14 protein-coding genes are annotated in these 15,954 nt (G+C 74.5%); 9 read left to right on the top strand and 5 right to left on the bottom strand.

Annotation, left to right across the window (positions count from 1 at the left end; all coding sequences use genetic code 11):
* On the top strand, positions 1-2,113 hold a 2,113-nt coding region (infB, locus tag G8D98_RS15285), incomplete at its 5' end, for a translation initiation factor IF-2 (protein WP_240920871.1).
* Positions 2,114-2,226: 113 nt separating this feature from the next.
* Here infB and G8D98_RS15280 read toward each other — a convergent pair.
* The 3 genes from G8D98_RS15280 to G8D98_RS15270 form a co-directional block, all read right to left on the bottom strand.
* Positions 2,227-3,453: a Dyp-type peroxidase gene (locus tag G8D98_RS15280; RefSeq protein WP_166105330.1), complete on the bottom strand. Its 1,227-nt coding sequence runs from the start codon at positions 3,451-3,453 to the stop codon at positions 2,227-2,229.
* Positions 3,450-4,070: a copper chaperone PCu(A)C gene (locus G8D98_RS15275; protein ID WP_229661910.1), complete on the bottom strand. Its 621-nt coding sequence runs from the start codon at positions 4,068-4,070 to the stop codon at positions 3,450-3,452. The genes G8D98_RS15280 and G8D98_RS15275 overlap by 4 nt, the downstream gene beginning before the upstream one ends.
* An 87-nt stretch (positions 4,071-4,157) precedes the next feature.
* Entirely contained in the window at positions 4,158-4,748 is a 591-nt protein-coding gene (locus G8D98_RS15270) for a hypothetical protein (RefSeq protein ID WP_166105327.1), read from the bottom strand.
* 95 nt (positions 4,749-4,843) lie between these two features.
* Between G8D98_RS15270 and rbfA the strand changes: the two genes are divergently transcribed.
* The 5 genes from rbfA to G8D98_RS15245 all read left to right on the top strand — a co-directional run bounded on the left by rbfA (position 4,844) and on the right by G8D98_RS15245 (position 10,262).
* Complete coding sequence (gene rbfA, locus G8D98_RS15265) at positions 4,844-5,305, top strand: 30S ribosome-binding factor RbfA (RefSeq protein WP_166105324.1); 462 nt, start codon at positions 4,844-4,846, stop codon at positions 5,303-5,305.
* Positions 5,289-6,215, top strand: coding sequence for a tRNA pseudouridine(55) synthase TruB (gene truB, locus G8D98_RS15260; RefSeq protein WP_229661909.1), 927 nt, complete (start codon positions 5,289-5,291; stop codon positions 6,213-6,215). Before rbfA ends, truB begins: the two co-directional genes overlap by 17 nt.
* A gap of 10 nt (positions 6,216-6,225) precedes the next feature.
* Positions 6,226-7,188 carry a bifunctional riboflavin kinase/FAD synthetase gene (locus G8D98_RS15255; RefSeq protein ID WP_166105318.1) on the top strand — a complete coding sequence of 321 codons (963 nt, stop codon included), beginning with the start codon at positions 6,226-6,228 and terminating at the stop codon, positions 7,186-7,188.
* Entirely contained in the window at positions 7,185-8,297 is a 1,113-nt protein-coding gene (rodA, locus tag G8D98_RS15250; protein WP_229661908.1) for a rod shape-determining protein RodA, read from the top strand. The genes G8D98_RS15255 and rodA overlap by 4 nt, the downstream gene beginning before the upstream one ends.
* Positions 8,298-8,387: 90 nt before the next feature.
* Entirely contained in the window at positions 8,388-10,262 is a 1,875-nt protein-coding gene (locus tag G8D98_RS15245; RefSeq protein ID WP_166105312.1) for an AMP-dependent synthetase/ligase, read from the top strand.
* Positions 10,263-10,308: 46 nt separating this feature from the next.
* Here G8D98_RS15245 and G8D98_RS15240 read toward each other — a convergent pair whose 3' ends face one another.
* Together G8D98_RS15240 and G8D98_RS15235 are read right to left on the bottom strand one after the other, a co-directional pair.
* Entirely contained in the window at positions 10,309-10,896 is a 588-nt protein-coding gene (locus G8D98_RS15240; protein WP_166105310.1) for a protein-L-isoaspartate O-methyltransferase family protein, read from the bottom strand.
* Positions 10,897-10,901: 5 nt separating this feature from the next.
* Complete coding sequence (locus tag G8D98_RS15235) at positions 10,902-12,275, bottom strand: dihydrolipoyl dehydrogenase family protein (protein ID WP_166105307.1); 1,374 nt, start codon at positions 12,273-12,275, stop codon at positions 10,902-10,904.
* Positions 12,276-12,452: 177 nt separating this feature from the next.
* On the opposite strand from G8D98_RS15235, the gene G8D98_RS15230 reads away from it, so the two are divergent.
* Genes G8D98_RS15230 through G8D98_RS15220 form a run of 3 tightly spaced genes read left to right on the top strand, consistent with a single transcriptional unit; the run spans position 12,453 to position 15,914 of the window.
* A complete protein-coding gene (locus tag G8D98_RS15230) occupies positions 12,453-14,420 on the top strand; it encodes a TIGR03960 family B12-binding radical SAM protein (RefSeq protein WP_166105304.1) in 1,968 nt (655 codons plus the stop codon).
* Positions 14,420-14,914, top strand: a complete 495-nt coding sequence (locus G8D98_RS15225) for a GNAT family N-acetyltransferase (protein ID WP_166105301.1) — start codon at positions 14,420-14,422, stop codon at positions 14,912-14,914. Before G8D98_RS15230 ends, G8D98_RS15225 begins: the two co-directional genes overlap by 1 nt.
* Before the next feature lie 52 nt (positions 14,915-14,966).
* A complete protein-coding gene (locus G8D98_RS15220; protein ID WP_166105298.1) occupies positions 14,967-15,914 on the top strand; it encodes an acyl-CoA thioesterase in 948 nt (315 codons plus the stop codon).
* The last annotated feature ends 40 nt before the right edge of the window (positions 15,915-15,954 follow it).

Genomic DNA, 15,954 nt, shown 5'->3' with positions numbered 1-15,954 from the left:
CGGCCCGCGCTCCGGCGGGGTGCGCCCGAGCCCGGGCATGATGCCCGACCGCAGTGCCGTCGCCCGCCCGGGTGACCGGCCGGCCCGCGGCGGCCGTCCCGGCGGTGCCGGTGGTGGCCGCGGTCCCGGTGGCTTCAGCGGCCGTCCCGGCCCCGGTGGCCGCGGTGGCCGCGGGAACACCCAGGGCGCCTTCGGCCGCGGTGGCGGCCGGCCCCAGCGTGGTCGGAAGTCCAAGCGCGCCAAGCGCCAGGAGTTCGAGGAGATGCAGGCGCCGACCATCGGTGGCGTCTCCGTGCCCCGGGGCGACGGCTCGACCGTCGTCCGGGTGCGCCAGGGGGCGACCCTGTCGGACTTCGCGGACAAGATCAACGCCAACCCGGCCTCGCTCGTCACCGTCCTGTTCCACCTCGGTGAGATGGCGACCGCGACCCAGAGCCTCGACGAGGACACCTTCAAGGTGCTCGGGTCCGAGCTCGGCTACGACATCCGGCTGGTCTCGCCGGAGGAGGAGGAGCGCGAGCTCTACGACTCCTTCGACATCGACCTGGAGTTCGGGGTCGAGTCCGAGGACGAGGACGACCTCCAGGCCCGTCCGCCGGTGGTCACCGTCGTCGGCCACGTCGACCACGGCAAGACCCGCCTGCTCGACGCGATCCGGCACGAGGACGTGGCCGGCGGCGAGACCGGCGGGATCACCCAGCACATCGGTGCCTACCAGGTCCACCGGGAGCACGAGGGCGTCGACCGGCCGATCACCTTCATCGACACCCCGGGCCACGAGGCGTTCACCGCCATGCGTGCCCGCGGTGCCAAGGTGACCGACATCGCGATCCTCGTCGTGGCCGCCGACGACGGCGTCATGCCGCAGACGATCGAGGCGCTCAACCACATGCAGGCGGCCGACGTGCCGATCGTCGTCGCGGTCAACAAGATCGACGTCGAGGGCGCGAACCCGGCCAAGATCCGCCAGCAGCTGACCGAGTACAACCTCGTGGCCGAGGAGTACGGCGGCGAGACGATGTTCGTCGACGTCTCGGCCAAGCAGGGCCAGAACATCGACGCCCTGCTCGAGGCGGTCCTGCTCACGGCGGACGCCGCGCTGGACCTGCGGGCCAACCCCGACCGGGACGCCCGTGGCGTCGCGATCGAGGCCAACCTCGACAAGGGCCGCGGCGCCACGGCGACCGTCCTCATCCAGTCGGGGACGCTGCACGTCGGCGACGCGATCGTCACCGGCTCGGCCTACGGCCGGGTCCGGGCGATGCTCGACGAGCACGGCCAGAACGTCGAGGAGGCGACCCCGTCGCGTCCGGTGCAGGTCCTCGGCCTGTCCTCGGTGCCGCGCGCGGGCGACACCTTCGTCGTCGCCCCCGACGACCGCACCGCGCGGCAGATCGCCGAGAAGCGCGAGGCGGCCGACCGGCAGGCGTCGCTGGCCAAGGCGCGCAAGCGGATCTCGCTCGAGGACCTCAACGAGGCCCTCGCCCAGGGCAAGGTCGACACCCTCAACCTCATCCTCAAGGGTGACGTGTCGGGGTCGGTCGAGGCCCTCGAGGACGCGCTGCTGCAGATCGACGTCGGCGACGAGGTCGACCTGCGGATCATCGACCGTGGTGTCGGCGCGATCACGCTGAACAACATCAACCTCGCTATGGCCTCCGACGCGATCATCATCGGCTTCAACGTGCGGGCCGAGGGGCAGAACGCCGAGGTCGCCGAGCGCGAGGGCGTCGAGATCCGGTACTACTCGGTCATCTACCAGGCGATCGACGAGATCGAGCAGGCGCTCAAGGGCATGCTCAAGCCGGAGTTCGAGGAGGTCGAGCTCGGCTCGGCGGAGATCCGCGAGATCTTCCGCTCGAGCAAGTTCGGCAACATCGCCGGGTCGATCGTGCGCAGTGGCGAGATCCGTCGGGGCACCCGCTCGCGGATCACCCGCGACGGAGTGGTCATCGCCGAGAACGTCGAGGTGGCCGGCCTGCGCCGGTTCAAGGACGACGTCACCGAGGTCCGCGAGGGCTTCGAGTGCGGCATCAACCTCGGCAGCCACAACGACCTGCAGATCGGTGACCTGATCACCACCTACGAGATGCGCGAGAAGCCCCGCGCCTGACGCGGCTCGGGCCGGCCGCCCCGCGGTCGACCCGCCCTGTCAACCCTCGAGTGAACGAGCACGCCGTGCGCCCCGACGGGCGCACGGCGTGCTCGGTTCACCCGGCGGGTGGGTCAGGCGAACATCGCCTGGCCGAGCACCTCGCCCGAACCGGCCCCGGGCAGCACCGCGAACACGGCCGAGCCGACCGGCACGGTCCACAGGTTGAGCAGGTCCGCCTGGGCCAGCCGGCGCTGCACCGGCACGAACTGGCGCGCGGGGTCGGCCTGGAAGGCGACGAACACCAGCCCGGTCCGCATGCCCCCGCCCTCGACCCCGTCGTCGTAGGAGTAGGGCCGGCGCAGGAACCTCTCGTGCGGCGCGGTGGCGTGCGCGCGGCGCATGTGCGCCGCGTCGTCGATGACGTGGAACCCGAGCTCGTCGGTCGCCTCGAGGTCGGCGGCGGAGTCCAGCGTCCCCCCGGTGACCGGGGCCCCGGTGTCGAGCCGCCGACCGATGGCGTTCTCGCGCGCGGCACGGTCGGCGCGGTCCCAGGCGTCCAGCCGCATGCCGATGCGGCGCACGACGACCGAGGAGCCGCCGCGCAGCCACGCCGGTCCGTCCGCGCCGACCCAGAGCAGGTCGGCGTCCAGGCCGGTGACGTCGGGCTGGACGGTGCCGTCGACCTGGCCGAGCAGGTTGCGCATCGGGATCCCGGGGCCCTCGAAGGGCTCGCGGAACCCGCGCTGGACCCAGCGCACCGACGCCAGGTCGGCGACCGAGGTCGTCAACCGGCGCTGGGCGTGTGCGACGGTCGTCGGGCTCTCAGCGCAGATCTGGAGCAGCAGGTCACCCTCGCCCCACGCGTCCTCGAGCGCGTCGATCTCGGGGAAGGCCGGCAGCGGCGCCAGCCAGTCGGGGCGCTCGGCCCCGGCGAGCTCCACCACCCGCGGCCCGACCCCCACGGTCACGGTCAGCGACGCCGGGACGGCCGCGAGCTCGGGCTCGAGGTCGGTGAGGGTGCCGCGGCCGGCCATGAGTCGCTCGATGTCGTCGGTCCACACCGTGAGCAGCCGCCGCACCGCGTCGCCGTCGGCCTGCTCGTGCAGGTCGAAGGCGACGAAGGCCGCCTGCGCCGGCGGCGCCTCGAGGATGCCCGCCTGGTGGGTTCCCCGGAACGCCCGGGCGCTGGCCCGGCCGGCCGCCAGTCGGGTGTCCGGCGAGGGTGCCGGGCGCTCGGCGGCGAGGGCGCCGCCGACCCCGGCGGCGACCCCCGCCCCCGCACCGGCGAGCCCGGAGAGCAGGACGGTGCGCCGGCGCGGGGCCGCCGCACCGTCTCCGCCCGCACCGCTGCCGCTCACGACGCCGAGGGGGCCGGGGCGTAGCTCTCCTCCGCCCCGGTGAAGGTGCGGACCGGCACGGTGACGGTGACCTCGCCGGCCGAGGTCGTCAGGGTCACCGACGTCTGCGAGCCGTTGGCCAGCGGCGCGGACAGGTCCATGAGCATGACGTGGTCCCCTCCGGGCTCGAGGGTGTAGTCGCCGCCGGCGGGGACGACGAAGCCGCCCGGCTTCTCCTGCATCTGCATGCTCCCGGAGTCGGTCTTGACCGTCTCGTGCAGCTGGACCATCCCGGCGACCGGTGAGGAGCCCGCGGTGACGGTGATGTCGGAGCCGGTGTCGTTGTGGAGGGTGCCGAACATGGCGGTCATCGGCATCGAGCCGTCCATGCCGGCGCTGCCGCTCGCGGAGGAGGACGGCATGGCGCTCGACATCGAGGTGGAGGTGGGCGAGGGGACGTCGTCGACGGCCTTGACCCAGCCGTCCTGGAGGGTGAGGGGCGCCGAGGAGCCGGCGGACCCGGCGTCCGTGGGCTCCTCGGACGAGGTCGACCCGCAGCCTGCGAGGCCGATGGTGAGCATCGCCGCGGCCGCGGCGAGGGCGACCCGACGGGTCGCTGACGAGGTGGTGGTGTGCACGAAGGATCTCCTGGGGCACGGCAGCGGCGTGCTGCCGCGGTCGGTCGGCTGGGTCGGCGAGGAGCCGCCCCGGCGGACCGGACCGGCTCAGGCGAACGCGAGCGGGGGTGCGCGGCCGCCGAGCGGCCGCACGGGACGCGTGGCACGGGCCGGTGCGGTGGCGGGCACCGTGAGACGGGGCAGACCCGGCACCCGCGCGGGGCTCGTGATGCGGGGCAGCAGGGCGGAGACGACGCGCCAGAGGGCGTCCTCCGCGCGAGCGAGCAGGAGGGCCAGGACGAGCGTCGCGACGACGTGCGCGAGCAGCATGGGCGGGTCGAGCTGCGTCATCGGCATGACGTGCTCCGGCGCGCTCGCGCCGGTCGCGAGCCCGCCCGGCAGCGCGCCGTGGACGTGGACGTGGGCGGCGCTGCCGTGCCCGGGCATCATCGTCGCCAGCCCGACGTGCACCGCGCCCTGGGCGGCGGCGAGCAGCGCGAACAGCGCGGGTGCCGTGAGCCGCCGGCCGGTCGCCAGCCAGGTCGGGGGGCCGACGAGGAGGGCGAGGACGCCCATCGCGACCGCCCCGGGTGCCTCCCCGCCGCCGACCTGGTGCGCCGCGGCCGAGATCCCGAGCACGGAGAGGGTCGCGACGGCGGCACGCAGCAGCCGCAGCACACCCGTCCCCGCGCTCGTCATTGCGCCGATGGTACGGGACCGGCCGGCGTCGCCGAGGGTGCGGTGCGGTCATTAGGGTGGAGCATCCCCCCGTCCCGCCGAGCAGAGGAGGAGCCGTGGCCGACGAAGCACGCGCCCGCCGGGTCGCCGACCGGATCAAGACGGTGACCGCCGCGAACCTCGAGTCCATCGTCAAGGACCCCGACCTGGGGTTCGTCACGGTGACCGACGTGCGGGTCACCGGCGACCTCCAGCACGCCTCGCTCTTCTACACCGTCTTCGGCGACGAGGAGCAGCGCGCGACCACGGCGCGTCTGCTCGAGCAGCACAAGGGCCGGCTGCGCTCGTTCGTCGGCCGCCAGCTCGGCATCCGGCTCACCCCGACGCTCGAGTTCGTCGCCGACGCCATCCCGGAGAACGCCGCCCATCTCGAGGACCTCCTCAAGGAGGCCCGCGAGCGGGACGCCGAGGTGGCCCGGGCCGCCGCCGAGGCGCGTTACGCCGGTGAGGCCGACCCCTACCGCAAGGAGCGCGCCGCCGACGACCCCGCCGAGGCGCCTGGTGTCGACGAGCGCTGAGCCCACGCCGGACGGCCTGCTCGTCGTCGACAAGCCCGCCGGCTGGACCAGCCACGACGTCGTCGCCCGGGCCCGGCGGCTGTGCGCCACCCGCAAGGTCGGGCATGCCGGGACCCTGGACCCGATGGCGACCGGGGTGCTCGTCCTCGGGATCGGGCGGGCCACCCGCCTGCTGACCTTCCTCGTCGGTGCCGACAAGGAGTACACGGCCACCGTGCGGGTCGGCCAGGGCACCGTCACCGACGACGCCGACGGCGAGGTGACCGCTGCCCCCGGCGCGGCCGCCGTGGACCGGGCCGCCGTCGAGCGCGCGGCCGCGGAGCTGACCGGTGACCTCGAGCAGGTGCCGAGCGCGGTGAGCGCCGTCAAGGTCGACGGGCGCCGCGCCTACCAGCGGGTTCGGGCGGGGGAGGAGGTGGTGCTGCGGGCGCGACCGGTCACGGTGTACGACATCCGGGTCGGGGACGTGCGCCCCGGTGACGCCGACGGGCTCGCCGTGCTCGACGTCGACCTCGAGGTCGCCGTCTCCTCCGGCACCTACGTGCGGGCGCTGGCCCGCGACCTCGGCGCCTCGCTCGGGAGCGCGGCGCACCTCACCGCGCTGCGGCGCACCCGGGTCGGTGGCCTCACCCTCGCCGACGCCCACCCCCTGGCCGACCTCGAGGCCCGGCAGGGCTCCCCGATGCCGGTGCTGCCCCTGGCGGACGCGGCCCGGGCGTCCTTCGAACCGCGCTCCCTGAGCGTCGAGGAGGCCCGGGCGGTGGGGTACGGGCAGCGGGTGGCCTCGGTGAGCCCCGGACGCCCCGGGCCGGTCGCCGGGTTCGCCCCGGACGGCACCCTGGTCGCCCTCCTCGACGAGTCAGGCCCCACCGCACGCTCCCTCGTCGTCTTCGCCCCGGCGAGTTCGTAGAGTGGGCCCCGTGCACCGATGGACCGACCCCGCCCGCACGCCCGAGGCCCTGCGCCCGTGCGTCCTCACGCTCGGCAACTTCGACGGCGTCCACCGCGGCCACCGTGCCGTCCTCGGTGCCCTGCGCGAGGCCGGCGCCCGGCTGGGCCTGCCGACGGTGGCGGTCACCTTCGACCCGCACCCCGTGGCGGTCCTGCACCCCGAGCGCGCCCCCCAGCTGATCACCCCGGGGCGGCTGCGCGACGAGCTCATCGGCGAGGTCGGCGTCGACGGCCTGCTCGTCATCGACTTCACCGCCGAGTTCGCCCACCAGACGCCGGAGGACTTCGTGCGCGACGTGTTCGTGCGCGGGCTGGACGCCCGCTGCGTCGTCGTCGGGATGGACACCCGCTTCGGGTACCAGAACTCCGGTGACGTCGGCACCCTCGTCGACCTCGGTGAGCAGTTCGGCTTCGAGGTCATCGCGCTCGACGACGTCGGCGACGGCGAGCGGTACTCCTCCACGGTGATCCGGCGCGAGCTCACGGAGGGCAACGTCGCGGAGGCGGCCCGCATCCTCGGTCGCCCCCACCGGGTCGTCGGCACCGTCGTCCACGGCAACCACCGCGGCCGCGGGCTCGGCTACCCCACGGCGAACCTCGCCGCCGACTCCCTCGGGCTCGTCCCGCGCGAGGGTGTCTACGCCGGCTGGCTCACCCGGACCGACCTGCCCGAGGGTGCGCCCGAGCGCACCATGCCGGCGGCCGTCAGCGTCGGCACCAACCCCACCTTCGACACCCACGACCGGCTGGCCGTCGAGGCCTACGTCCTCGACCGGGAGGACCTCGACCTCTACGGCGAGACGGTCATGGTCGAGTTCGTCGACCACATCCGCCCGACCCTGCGCTTCGAGGGCGTCGAGGAGCTCAAGGAGGCCATGGCCGGGGACGTCGAGCGGTGCCGCGAGCTGCTCGCGAAGATCGTCCCGGGGTGACCTCCCCGGCCCGGCTGCGCGGCCTGGCCCGCCACGACCTGGGCCTGTACGTCGCGGCCGCCGGCGCCTCGGTCGTCGGGGCCCTCCTCGTGTGGTCCGCCACCGTCCGCACGGCCGGCTCGGCCTACCTCGTGCGGCACCTGGTCACCGCGGCGGTCGGGCTCGCCGTCGCCGTCCTCGTGAGCCGGGCGGGGCGCGCGGCCGTCCGTGGCGGCGCGCCGTGGGCCTGGCTGCTCGGCGTCCTCCTCCTGCTGCTCGTCCCCACGCCCCTCGGGGCGACGGTCAACGGCTCGCGCTCCTGGATCCCGCTCGTCGCCGGCTTCACCCTGCAGCCGGCGGAGCCGGCCAAGGTGGGTCTCGTGCTCGCGCTCGCGGCCCTGCTCGCCGCGCGGGTGGACCGCGGCGAGGACCCGGGGGCGCGCCAGGTGCTGCTCGCCGTCGTCGTCGTCGCGGTCCCCGCGACCCTCGTGCTCGCCCAGCCCGACCTCGGCACGGCGCTCGTCCTCGTCGTCACCGGGGTCGCGGTGCTCGTCGTCGGGGGCCTGCGGCTGCGCTGGGTCGCCGCGCTCGCGCTGGCCGCGGTCGGCCTCGTCGTCGCCGCGCTGACCACGCCGCTGCTCAGCGACTACCAGCGCGCCCGGCTGTCCACCTTCCTCGACCCCACGGCCGACCCCCAGGGCGCGGGCTACCAGGTGAGCCAGGTGCGCCTGGCCATCGGCGGCGGCGGGCTCTGGGGCCAGGGCTACATGGCCGGGCCCCGCACCCAGGGCGGGTTCGTGCCCTTCCAGCTCAACGACTTCGTCTTCTCCGTCGCCGGAGAGGAGCTGGGCTTCGTCGGTGCCGCCGGGCTGCTGCTGCTGCTTGCGGTCCTCGTCCTGCGGGTGCTCGTCGTCGCCGCCCGGGCGCAGGACGCCTTCGGCCGGCTCGTCGGGGTCGGGGTCGCCGCCTGGCTCGCGGTGCAGGTCCTCGAGAACGTGGGGATGAACCTCGGGCTGCTCCCGGTCACCGGCCTGCCGCTGCCCTTCGTCTCCTACGGCGGCTCCTCGATGCTCGCCTCGTGGCTGGCGGTCGGCCTCGTCGACGCCACCCACGCCGGTACCGGGCGGTGACCTGCCCGGGAGCCGGGAGCCGTTTCCCCCCGGGGCCCGGGTGTGCCACCATTCTCCGACCACGCCACCGATGCCGAGGACGATGCCACCATGCACCGGGTGACTCCGCAGTTCCACACCCCCGCCGACGAGCCCGTCGACCACGCCGTCCTCGAGCACCGCGCAGCGAGCGTGGGGCACCTCCTGCGGGACCGGGTGGCGGCCACCCCACACGCGCCGGCCTTCCTCCACGCCGTCGCGGGGGAGGGCGGGGAGGAGTGGGCCACCGTCTCGTGGGGGGAGCTCGGCGAGGTCGTCCGTGAGCTCGGGGCCGGCATCATCGCCCTGGGGGTCGAGCCCGAGGAGCGCGTGGCCATCGCCTCGGGGACGCGTTACGAGTGGGCGCTCGCCGACCTCGCGGTCATGGTCGCCGGCGCCGCGACGACGACGATCTACCCGACGACGATCGCCGACGACGTCGCGTTCATCCTCGAGGACTCCGCCACCCGGGTCGTCTTCGCCGAGGACACCGGCCAGCTGGAGACCCTGCGCGCCATCCGCCACCGGATCCCGGGGGTGGGGCGGGTGGTCCTCATGGAGGGCACCCCCGACGCCGACGACTGGACGCTCACCCTCGAGGAGCTGCGGGCCCTGGGGCGGGAGTACCTCGACGGCGACCCGGGCGCGGTCGACGCGCGGATCGACGCCCTCGGCCCGCAGCGGCTCGCGACGATCATCTACACCTCCGGCACCACCGGACGGCCCAAGGGTGTGCGCCTCCAGCACGGGGCGTGGACCTACGAGGCCGCGGCGACCGACGCCATCCACATCCTCGACGAGGACGACGTGCAGTACCTCTGGCTGCCGCTGGCGCACGTGTTCGGCAAGAACCTGCTCACGCTCACCCTGCAGATCGGCTTCGCCACCGCCATCGACGGGCGGGTGGACCGGATCGTCGACAACCTCGCCGTCGTCCGGCCGACGTTCATGGGCGCCGCGCCACGGATCTTCGAGAAGGCGTACGCGCGGGTCTCGATGATGATGGAGGCCGAGGGCGGCCTGAAGCTGCGGCTGTTCCGGGCCGCGAGCCGGACCGGGCGCGAGGTGAGCGTCCTGCGCGAGCAGGGCACGGCCCCCACCGGGCTGCTCGCCTGGCGGCACGCGGTGCTCGACCGGCTCGTCGGGCGCAAGATCCGGGAGCGGTTCGGGGGCAACATCCGCATGTTCATCTCCGGCTCCGCGCCCCTCGACCCGGACGTCGCCCGCTGGTTCGACGCGATGGGGATGCTCGTCGCCGAGGGGTACGGGCTCACCGAGACCAGCGCCGCGTCGTGCGTCAACCGCCCCCGGGCCTACCGCTACGGCACGGTCGGCTGGCCGCTGCCCGGCATCGAGGTCCGGATCGCCGACGACGGCGAGGTCCTCGTGCGTGGACCGGGGAACATGGAGGGCTACCACAACGCCCCCGAGGCCACCGCCGAGACGCTCGAGCCGGACGGCTGGCTGCACACCGGCGACATCGGCGAGCTCGACGAGCGGGGTTTCCTGCGGATCACCGACCGCAAGAAGGACCTGTTCAAGACCAGCGGCGGCAAGTACGTCGCGCCGGGTGTCATCGAGGCCCGGTTCAAGGGCCTGTGCCCGTACGCCAGCCAGCTCGTCGTCCACGGCGCCGGACGCAGCTTCGTCTCCGCGCTCATCACCCTCGACCCGGAGGCCATCAGCGGCTGGGCCGCCGAGCACGGCATGGCCGGGCGGCCCTACGCCGAGGTCGTCGCCTCCGAGGCCTGCCGCGCGATGGTCCAGGGCTACGTCGACGAGCTGAACGCCGGGCTCAACCGCTGGGAGACCGTCAAGCGGTTCACCATCCTCGACGAGGACCTGAGCATCGAGCAGGGGGAGCTGACCCCGAGCCTGAAGCTGCGCCGCAAGGCGGTCGCCGAGCGGTACCGGGACACGCTCGACGCGCACTACTCCGACTCCTGACCCCGGCGGTCGGGGCCGGCGGGCTCGGGCTCGGCGGGCCGCCGCGTCAGTCGGTGACGAGCGGGACGAAGCGGTAGGTGCCGTGCTCGCTCACCGAGCGCTCGCCGGGCCGCGCGCCGAGGACGACGCGGGTCATGACGCCCGCGACGGGGGCGACGAGGACACCCCGCGGCGCGAGCTGCTCGACGAGCCGCCCGGGCAGCCGGGTCGCCATCGCCGAGACGAGCACCCGGTCGTAGGGGCCCTCGTGCGGCGCCCCCAGCACCCCCGGTTCGGCGAGGCGCACCGTGGCCCGGGGGACGCCGGCGCCCGCGAGGTTCTCCTGCGCGACGGCGACGAGATCGGGCACGCGCTCGACGCCGAGGACCCACCCGGCCGGCCCGACGAGCTCGGCGAGCAGGGCCGTCGTCCACCCCGAGCCGGCGCCCACGTCGAGCACGCGCTGCCCGGGGCGCACGTCGAGCAGGGCGAGCATGGCGCGCACGGTGCGCGGCTGGCTGTTGGTCTGCCCGTGGCCGATGTCGAGCGGGCCGTCCCGGCCCGCGGCGGCGCGCTGGCCGGGCGGGAGGAAGCGCTCGCGGGGCTGGGCCGCGAAGGCGGCCTCGAGCGCCTCCTCGGGCGTCACCGGTGCCATCGGGGTCAGCCGTCGAGGTCGTCCAGGGCGCTGGAGACGGCGCGGTGGAAGGTGGGGTAGGCGAGGACCTGCTCGCGCAGGACGGCGGTCGGCACCCGGGCGTGGACGGCCGTCGCGAGCATGGCGAGAACCTCGCCGCCGCTCGGCCCCGCCGCCGTCGCACCGACGAGGTGACCGGCCGCGGTGTCCTCGACGACCTTGACCAGCCCCTCGCCGCCGGGGCCGTGGATCCACCCCCGCGTCCCGAGGGCGGTGACCAGCCCGGTGCGCACCGCCAGGCTCGCGTCGCGCGCCTGCTGCTCGGTCATCCCGACGGCTCCCACCTCGGGGTCGGTGTAGGTGACCCGGGGGACCGCGTGGTAGCTCGCCCACGGCCCGTCGGCCCCGGTGAGGTCGCGCACCGCGATGCCGGCCTGGTACATCGACATGTGGGTGAACGCGCCCCGGCCGGTGATGTCGCCGACCGCCCAGAGCTTCTCACCGGCCCGCATCCGCTCGTCGGTGTCGATGCTGCGCGCGGTGGGGTCGAGGCCGACGGTGTCCAGGCCGATGTCGGCGAGGTTGGGCCGCCGGCCCGCCGCGACGAGGAGGCGGTCGGCGCTCAGGTCGAGCCCGGTGCCCTCGGCGTCGGTGACGGCCACCGCGAACCGGCCCTCGGCGTGCGTGACCGAGCGGATGCGGGCACCCGAGAGGACCTGGACGCCGTCGCGTGCGAACGAGTCCGCGACGACCGCGGAGGCCTCGGGCTCCTCGAGCGCGAGCAGCCGCGGCGCCGCCTCGAGGACGCTCACCCGGGTGCCGAAGCGCGCGAACGCCTGCGCGAGCTCGGCGCCGATGGCCCCGCCGCCGACGACGACGAGCGCGGCGGGCGCCTCGGTGGCGCGCAGCGCCTCGCGGTTGGTCCAGTACGGGGTGTCGGCGAGGCCGTCGACCGGGGGAGCCGCAGGGGCGGTGCCGGTGTTGAGGACCACGCCCGTCCCCGCGACGAACCGCCGGTCCCCGACCTCGACGACGCCGGGTCCGGCGAGCCGGCCGTGACCGCGGACGAAGGTGACGCCGGCGTCCTCGAGGCGCTGCACCGCGACGGTGTCGTCCCAGTCGCTCGTCGCCTCCTCGCGGATCCGCCGCGCGACGGGGGTGAGGTCCGGCGCGACGGTGGCCGAGCCTGCGAGCTGCGCGACCCGGTGGGCCTCGGCGAGCGACCCGGCGGCGCGGACCATCATCTTGCTCGGGATGCACCCGTAGTACGGGCACTCGCCGCCGACGAGCCGCTCGTCGACGCCGACGACGGTCATCCCGGCCCGCGCAGCCTGCGTGGCGACCGACTCGCCCCCGGGGCCGAGGCCGAGGACGACGAGGTCGACGTGCTCTTCGCTCATGAGCCCATCCCAGCACCCCACCCCCGCTTCCGCCCCCGCCCGGCACAACTTTCCCTCCGGATGCCGGAACCTTCACCGACCTGCCGGGTACAACGGGCAGGTCGGTGAAGGTTCCGGCAGGACGGGATGAGCGCCGGCGCGTTTGGGCTCGGGGGCCGGGCGACCTACCCTTGACCAATGCCCGGAGAGTCCGTCTTCCCTGCCCTCGAGCCCCTGCTCGAGCAGGTGAGCAAGCCGATCCAGTACGTCGGCGGCGAGCTGAACTCGACGGTCAAGCCCTGGGAGGTCGCGGGCGACGAGACGGTCCGCTGGGCCCTGATGTACCCCGACGCCTACGAGGTCGGGGTGCCAAACCAGGGCGTCATGATCCTCTACGAGGTCCTCAACGAACGCCCGGACGCCCTCGCCGAGCGCACCTACGCCGTGTGGCCGGACCTCGAGGCGCTGATGCGCGAGCACGGCGTGCCGCAGTTCACCGTGGACGGACACCGCCCGGTGGGCGACTTCGACGTGTTCGGGCTGTCCTTCTCCACCGAGCTCGGCTACACGAACATGCTCACCGCGCTCGACCTCGCGGGCATCCCCCTGCACGCCGCCGACCGCGACGACTCCCACCCGGTCGTCGTCGCCGGGGGGCACGCCGCGTTCAACCCGGAGCCGGTCGCGCACTTCCTCGACGCCGCGATCATCGGCGACGGCGAGGAGGCCGTCCTCGCGGTCACCGACATCGTCGGGGACTGGAAGCGCGAGGGCCGGCCCGGCGGCCGTGAGGAGCTGCTGCTGCGCCTGGCCCGCACCGGTGGGGTCTACGTGCCCCGCTTCTACGACGTCACCTACCTGCCCGACGGGCGCATCCAGCGGGTCGCGCCGAACCGTCCGGGCGTGCCGTGGCGGGTCAGCAAGCACACGGTCATGGACCTCGACGCCTGGCCGTACCCCAAGCAGCCGCTCGTCCCGCTCGCCGAGTCGGTGCACGAGCGGATGTCGGTGGAGATCTTCCGGGGCTGCACGCGTGGCTGCCGGTTCTGCCAGGCGGGCATGATCACCCGCCCGGTGCGCGAGCGGTCGATCACCGGCATCGGCGAGATGGTCGAGCAGGGCCTCGCGGCGACCGGGTTCGAGGAGGTCGGCCTGCTCTCGCTGTCGTCGGCCGACCACTCCGAGATCGCGGACGTCACGAAGGGCCTCGCCGACCGGTACGAGGGCACGAACACGGGGCTGTCGCTGCCGTCGACCCGCGTTGACGCCTTCAATATCGACCTCGCCAACGAGCTGACCCGCAACGGTCGGCGGTCCGGGCTGACCTTCGCCCCCGAGGGCGGGTCGGAGCGGATCCGCAAGGTCATCAACAAGATGGTCAGCGAGGAGGACCTCATCCGCACGGTCGCCGCCGCGTACGGCGCCGGGTGGCGGCAGGTCAAGCTGTACTTCATGTGCGGGCTGCCGACCGAGACCGACGAGGACGTCTTGCAGATCGCCGAGCTCGCGAAGAAGGTCATCGAGACCGGGCGCGAGGTGAGCGGTCGCCGCGACATCCGGTGCACGGTCTCGATCGGCGGGTTCGTGCCGAAGCCGCACACGCCGTTCCAGTGGGCGGCGCAGCTCGGGGCCGACGAGACGGACGCGCGCCTGGAGAAGCTGCGCGACGCGATCCGGTCGGACAAGCGCTACGGGCGCTCGATCGGGTTCCGCTACCACGACGGGAAGCCGGGCGTCGTCGAGGGGCTGCTCTCGCGGGGCGACCGGCGGGTCGGCCGGGTCATCGAGGCGGTGTGGCGCGGTGGTGGCCGGTTCGACGGGTGGTCGGAGCACTTCTCCTACGACCGGTGGGTCGCGGCGGCCGAGCAGGCGCTCGACGACGAGCCCGTCGACCTCGCCTGGTACACCACCCGGGAGCGCGAGGAGAGCGAGGTCCTGCCCTGGGACCACATCGACTCCGGGCTCGACAAGGAGTGGCTCTGGCAGGACTGGCTCGACGCGCTCGACGAGACCGAGGTCGAGGACTGCCGCTGGACGCCGTGCTTCGACTGCGGCGTCTGCCCGCAGATGGGCACCGAGATCGAGATCGGCCCCACCGGCAAGACCCTGCTCCCGCTGACCGTCCTCGGCTCCGGTCGTGAGCGGATGGCCGAGCACGCCCACTGATGCCGGGCCCGGAGGCCGGTGTCGGCGCGATGCCCGCGCCCGCCTACCGTGTCGAGCCGCTCGACCCCTCCCGGCCCGAGGACCTCGGCGACCTGGCGGCTCTGCGGACGGCGTGGATGCTGGAGCAGTCCCCGGCCGGCGAGGACGGCTTCGCGCAGCGGCTGGGCGCCTGGTGGGAGGCCCAGCAGGAAGCACGGCGAGCCTGGGTCGCCAGGTCGGCCGCGGGCCCGGTGGGAACGGCCGGCCTCCAGGTCTTCACCCGGATGCCGAGGCCGGGCCGCCCGGACGCCTGCTGGGCCTACGTGGCGAACGTCTGGACGGCCCCTGCCCACCGGCGCCGGGGCGTGGGGCGCCTGCTCATGGGCGCCGTGCTCGACTGGTGCCGCGCCGAAGGGATGGTGCGGGTCGTCCTCAACCCGAGCGAGGTCTCCGTGCCGCTCTACCGCTCGCTCGGGTTCGAGCCCGCCGCCGACCTCATGCGCCTCGACCTGTGAGCCGCCGGCAGCGTCGGTGGACCTGGAACCCGCCGGCGGCCAGGATGCCGTCATGGACGAGGGCCGCCCGCCGACGACGATCACCCTGCGCTTCCTCGCGGCGCCGACCGATGCCGGCCACTCCGGCTCGGTCTCGGCGGGCCGGGTGCTCGAGTGGATCGACAAGGCCGGCTACGCGGCCGCGGCCGCCTGGAGCGGCACGTACTGCGTCACCGCGTACGTCGGCAACGTGCGCTTCACCCGCCCGGTCGAGGTCGGCGAGCTCGTCGAGGTGACGGCCACGGTGGTCCACACCGGGCGCACCTCGATGCACATCACGGTCGACGTCGCCTCCGGTGCGCCCCGCACCCGTGCCCTCGAGCCGGCCACCCGGTGCCTCATCGTCTTCGTGGCCGTCGACGACGAGGGGCGCTCGACCCCCGTGCCGGCGCTCGTGCCGGCGACCCTCGGGGAGGAGCTGCAGCAGCGGTGGGCGGTGCGTCGTGCCGAGCTGCGGGCCGAGGTGGAGGCGGCGATGGCCGCTCAGGTGTACTCCGACGCCGGGACCGCGCCACGGGTGACGATGCGCTTCCTCGCGGCGCCCACGGACGTCAACTGGGGCGGCAAGGTGCACGGCGGCATCGTCATGCGCTGGGTCGACGAGGCGGCCCACGTCCTCGCGACCCGCTGGGGCGGCAGCGCGAACAACGTCGCGGTCTTCACCGGTGGCGTGCGCTTCTACCGTCCGCTGCGCATCGGCCACCTCGTCGAGGTCGAGGCTCGGCTGCTGCACACCGGGCGCACCTCGATGCACCTCGGTGTGCACGTCCGCTCCGGCGACCCCGCGGCGGGGGACGGGGCTCTCGAGCTGACCACCTACTGCCGCACCGTCTTCGTCGGGCTCGACGAGCACCGCCGGGCCGTCCCCACCCCGGCGTGGCGGCCGTCGAGCGCCGAGGACGTCGCGCTCGACGCCCACGCGCTCGAGCTCGTCGCCATCCGGGAGCGGTTCGGCGACTGAGAGAGCGCTGAGGGCCCGGCGGAACCCCCGGGCCGCCCCA

Source organism: Phycicoccus endophyticus, assembly GCF_011326735.1.
Classification (GTDB): domain Bacteria; phylum Actinomycetota; class Actinomycetes; order Actinomycetales; family Dermatophilaceae; genus Phycicoccus; species Phycicoccus endophyticus.
Note: the sequence above shows the minus strand (reverse complement) of the source record. Positions and strands in the feature narration are given on the sequence as shown.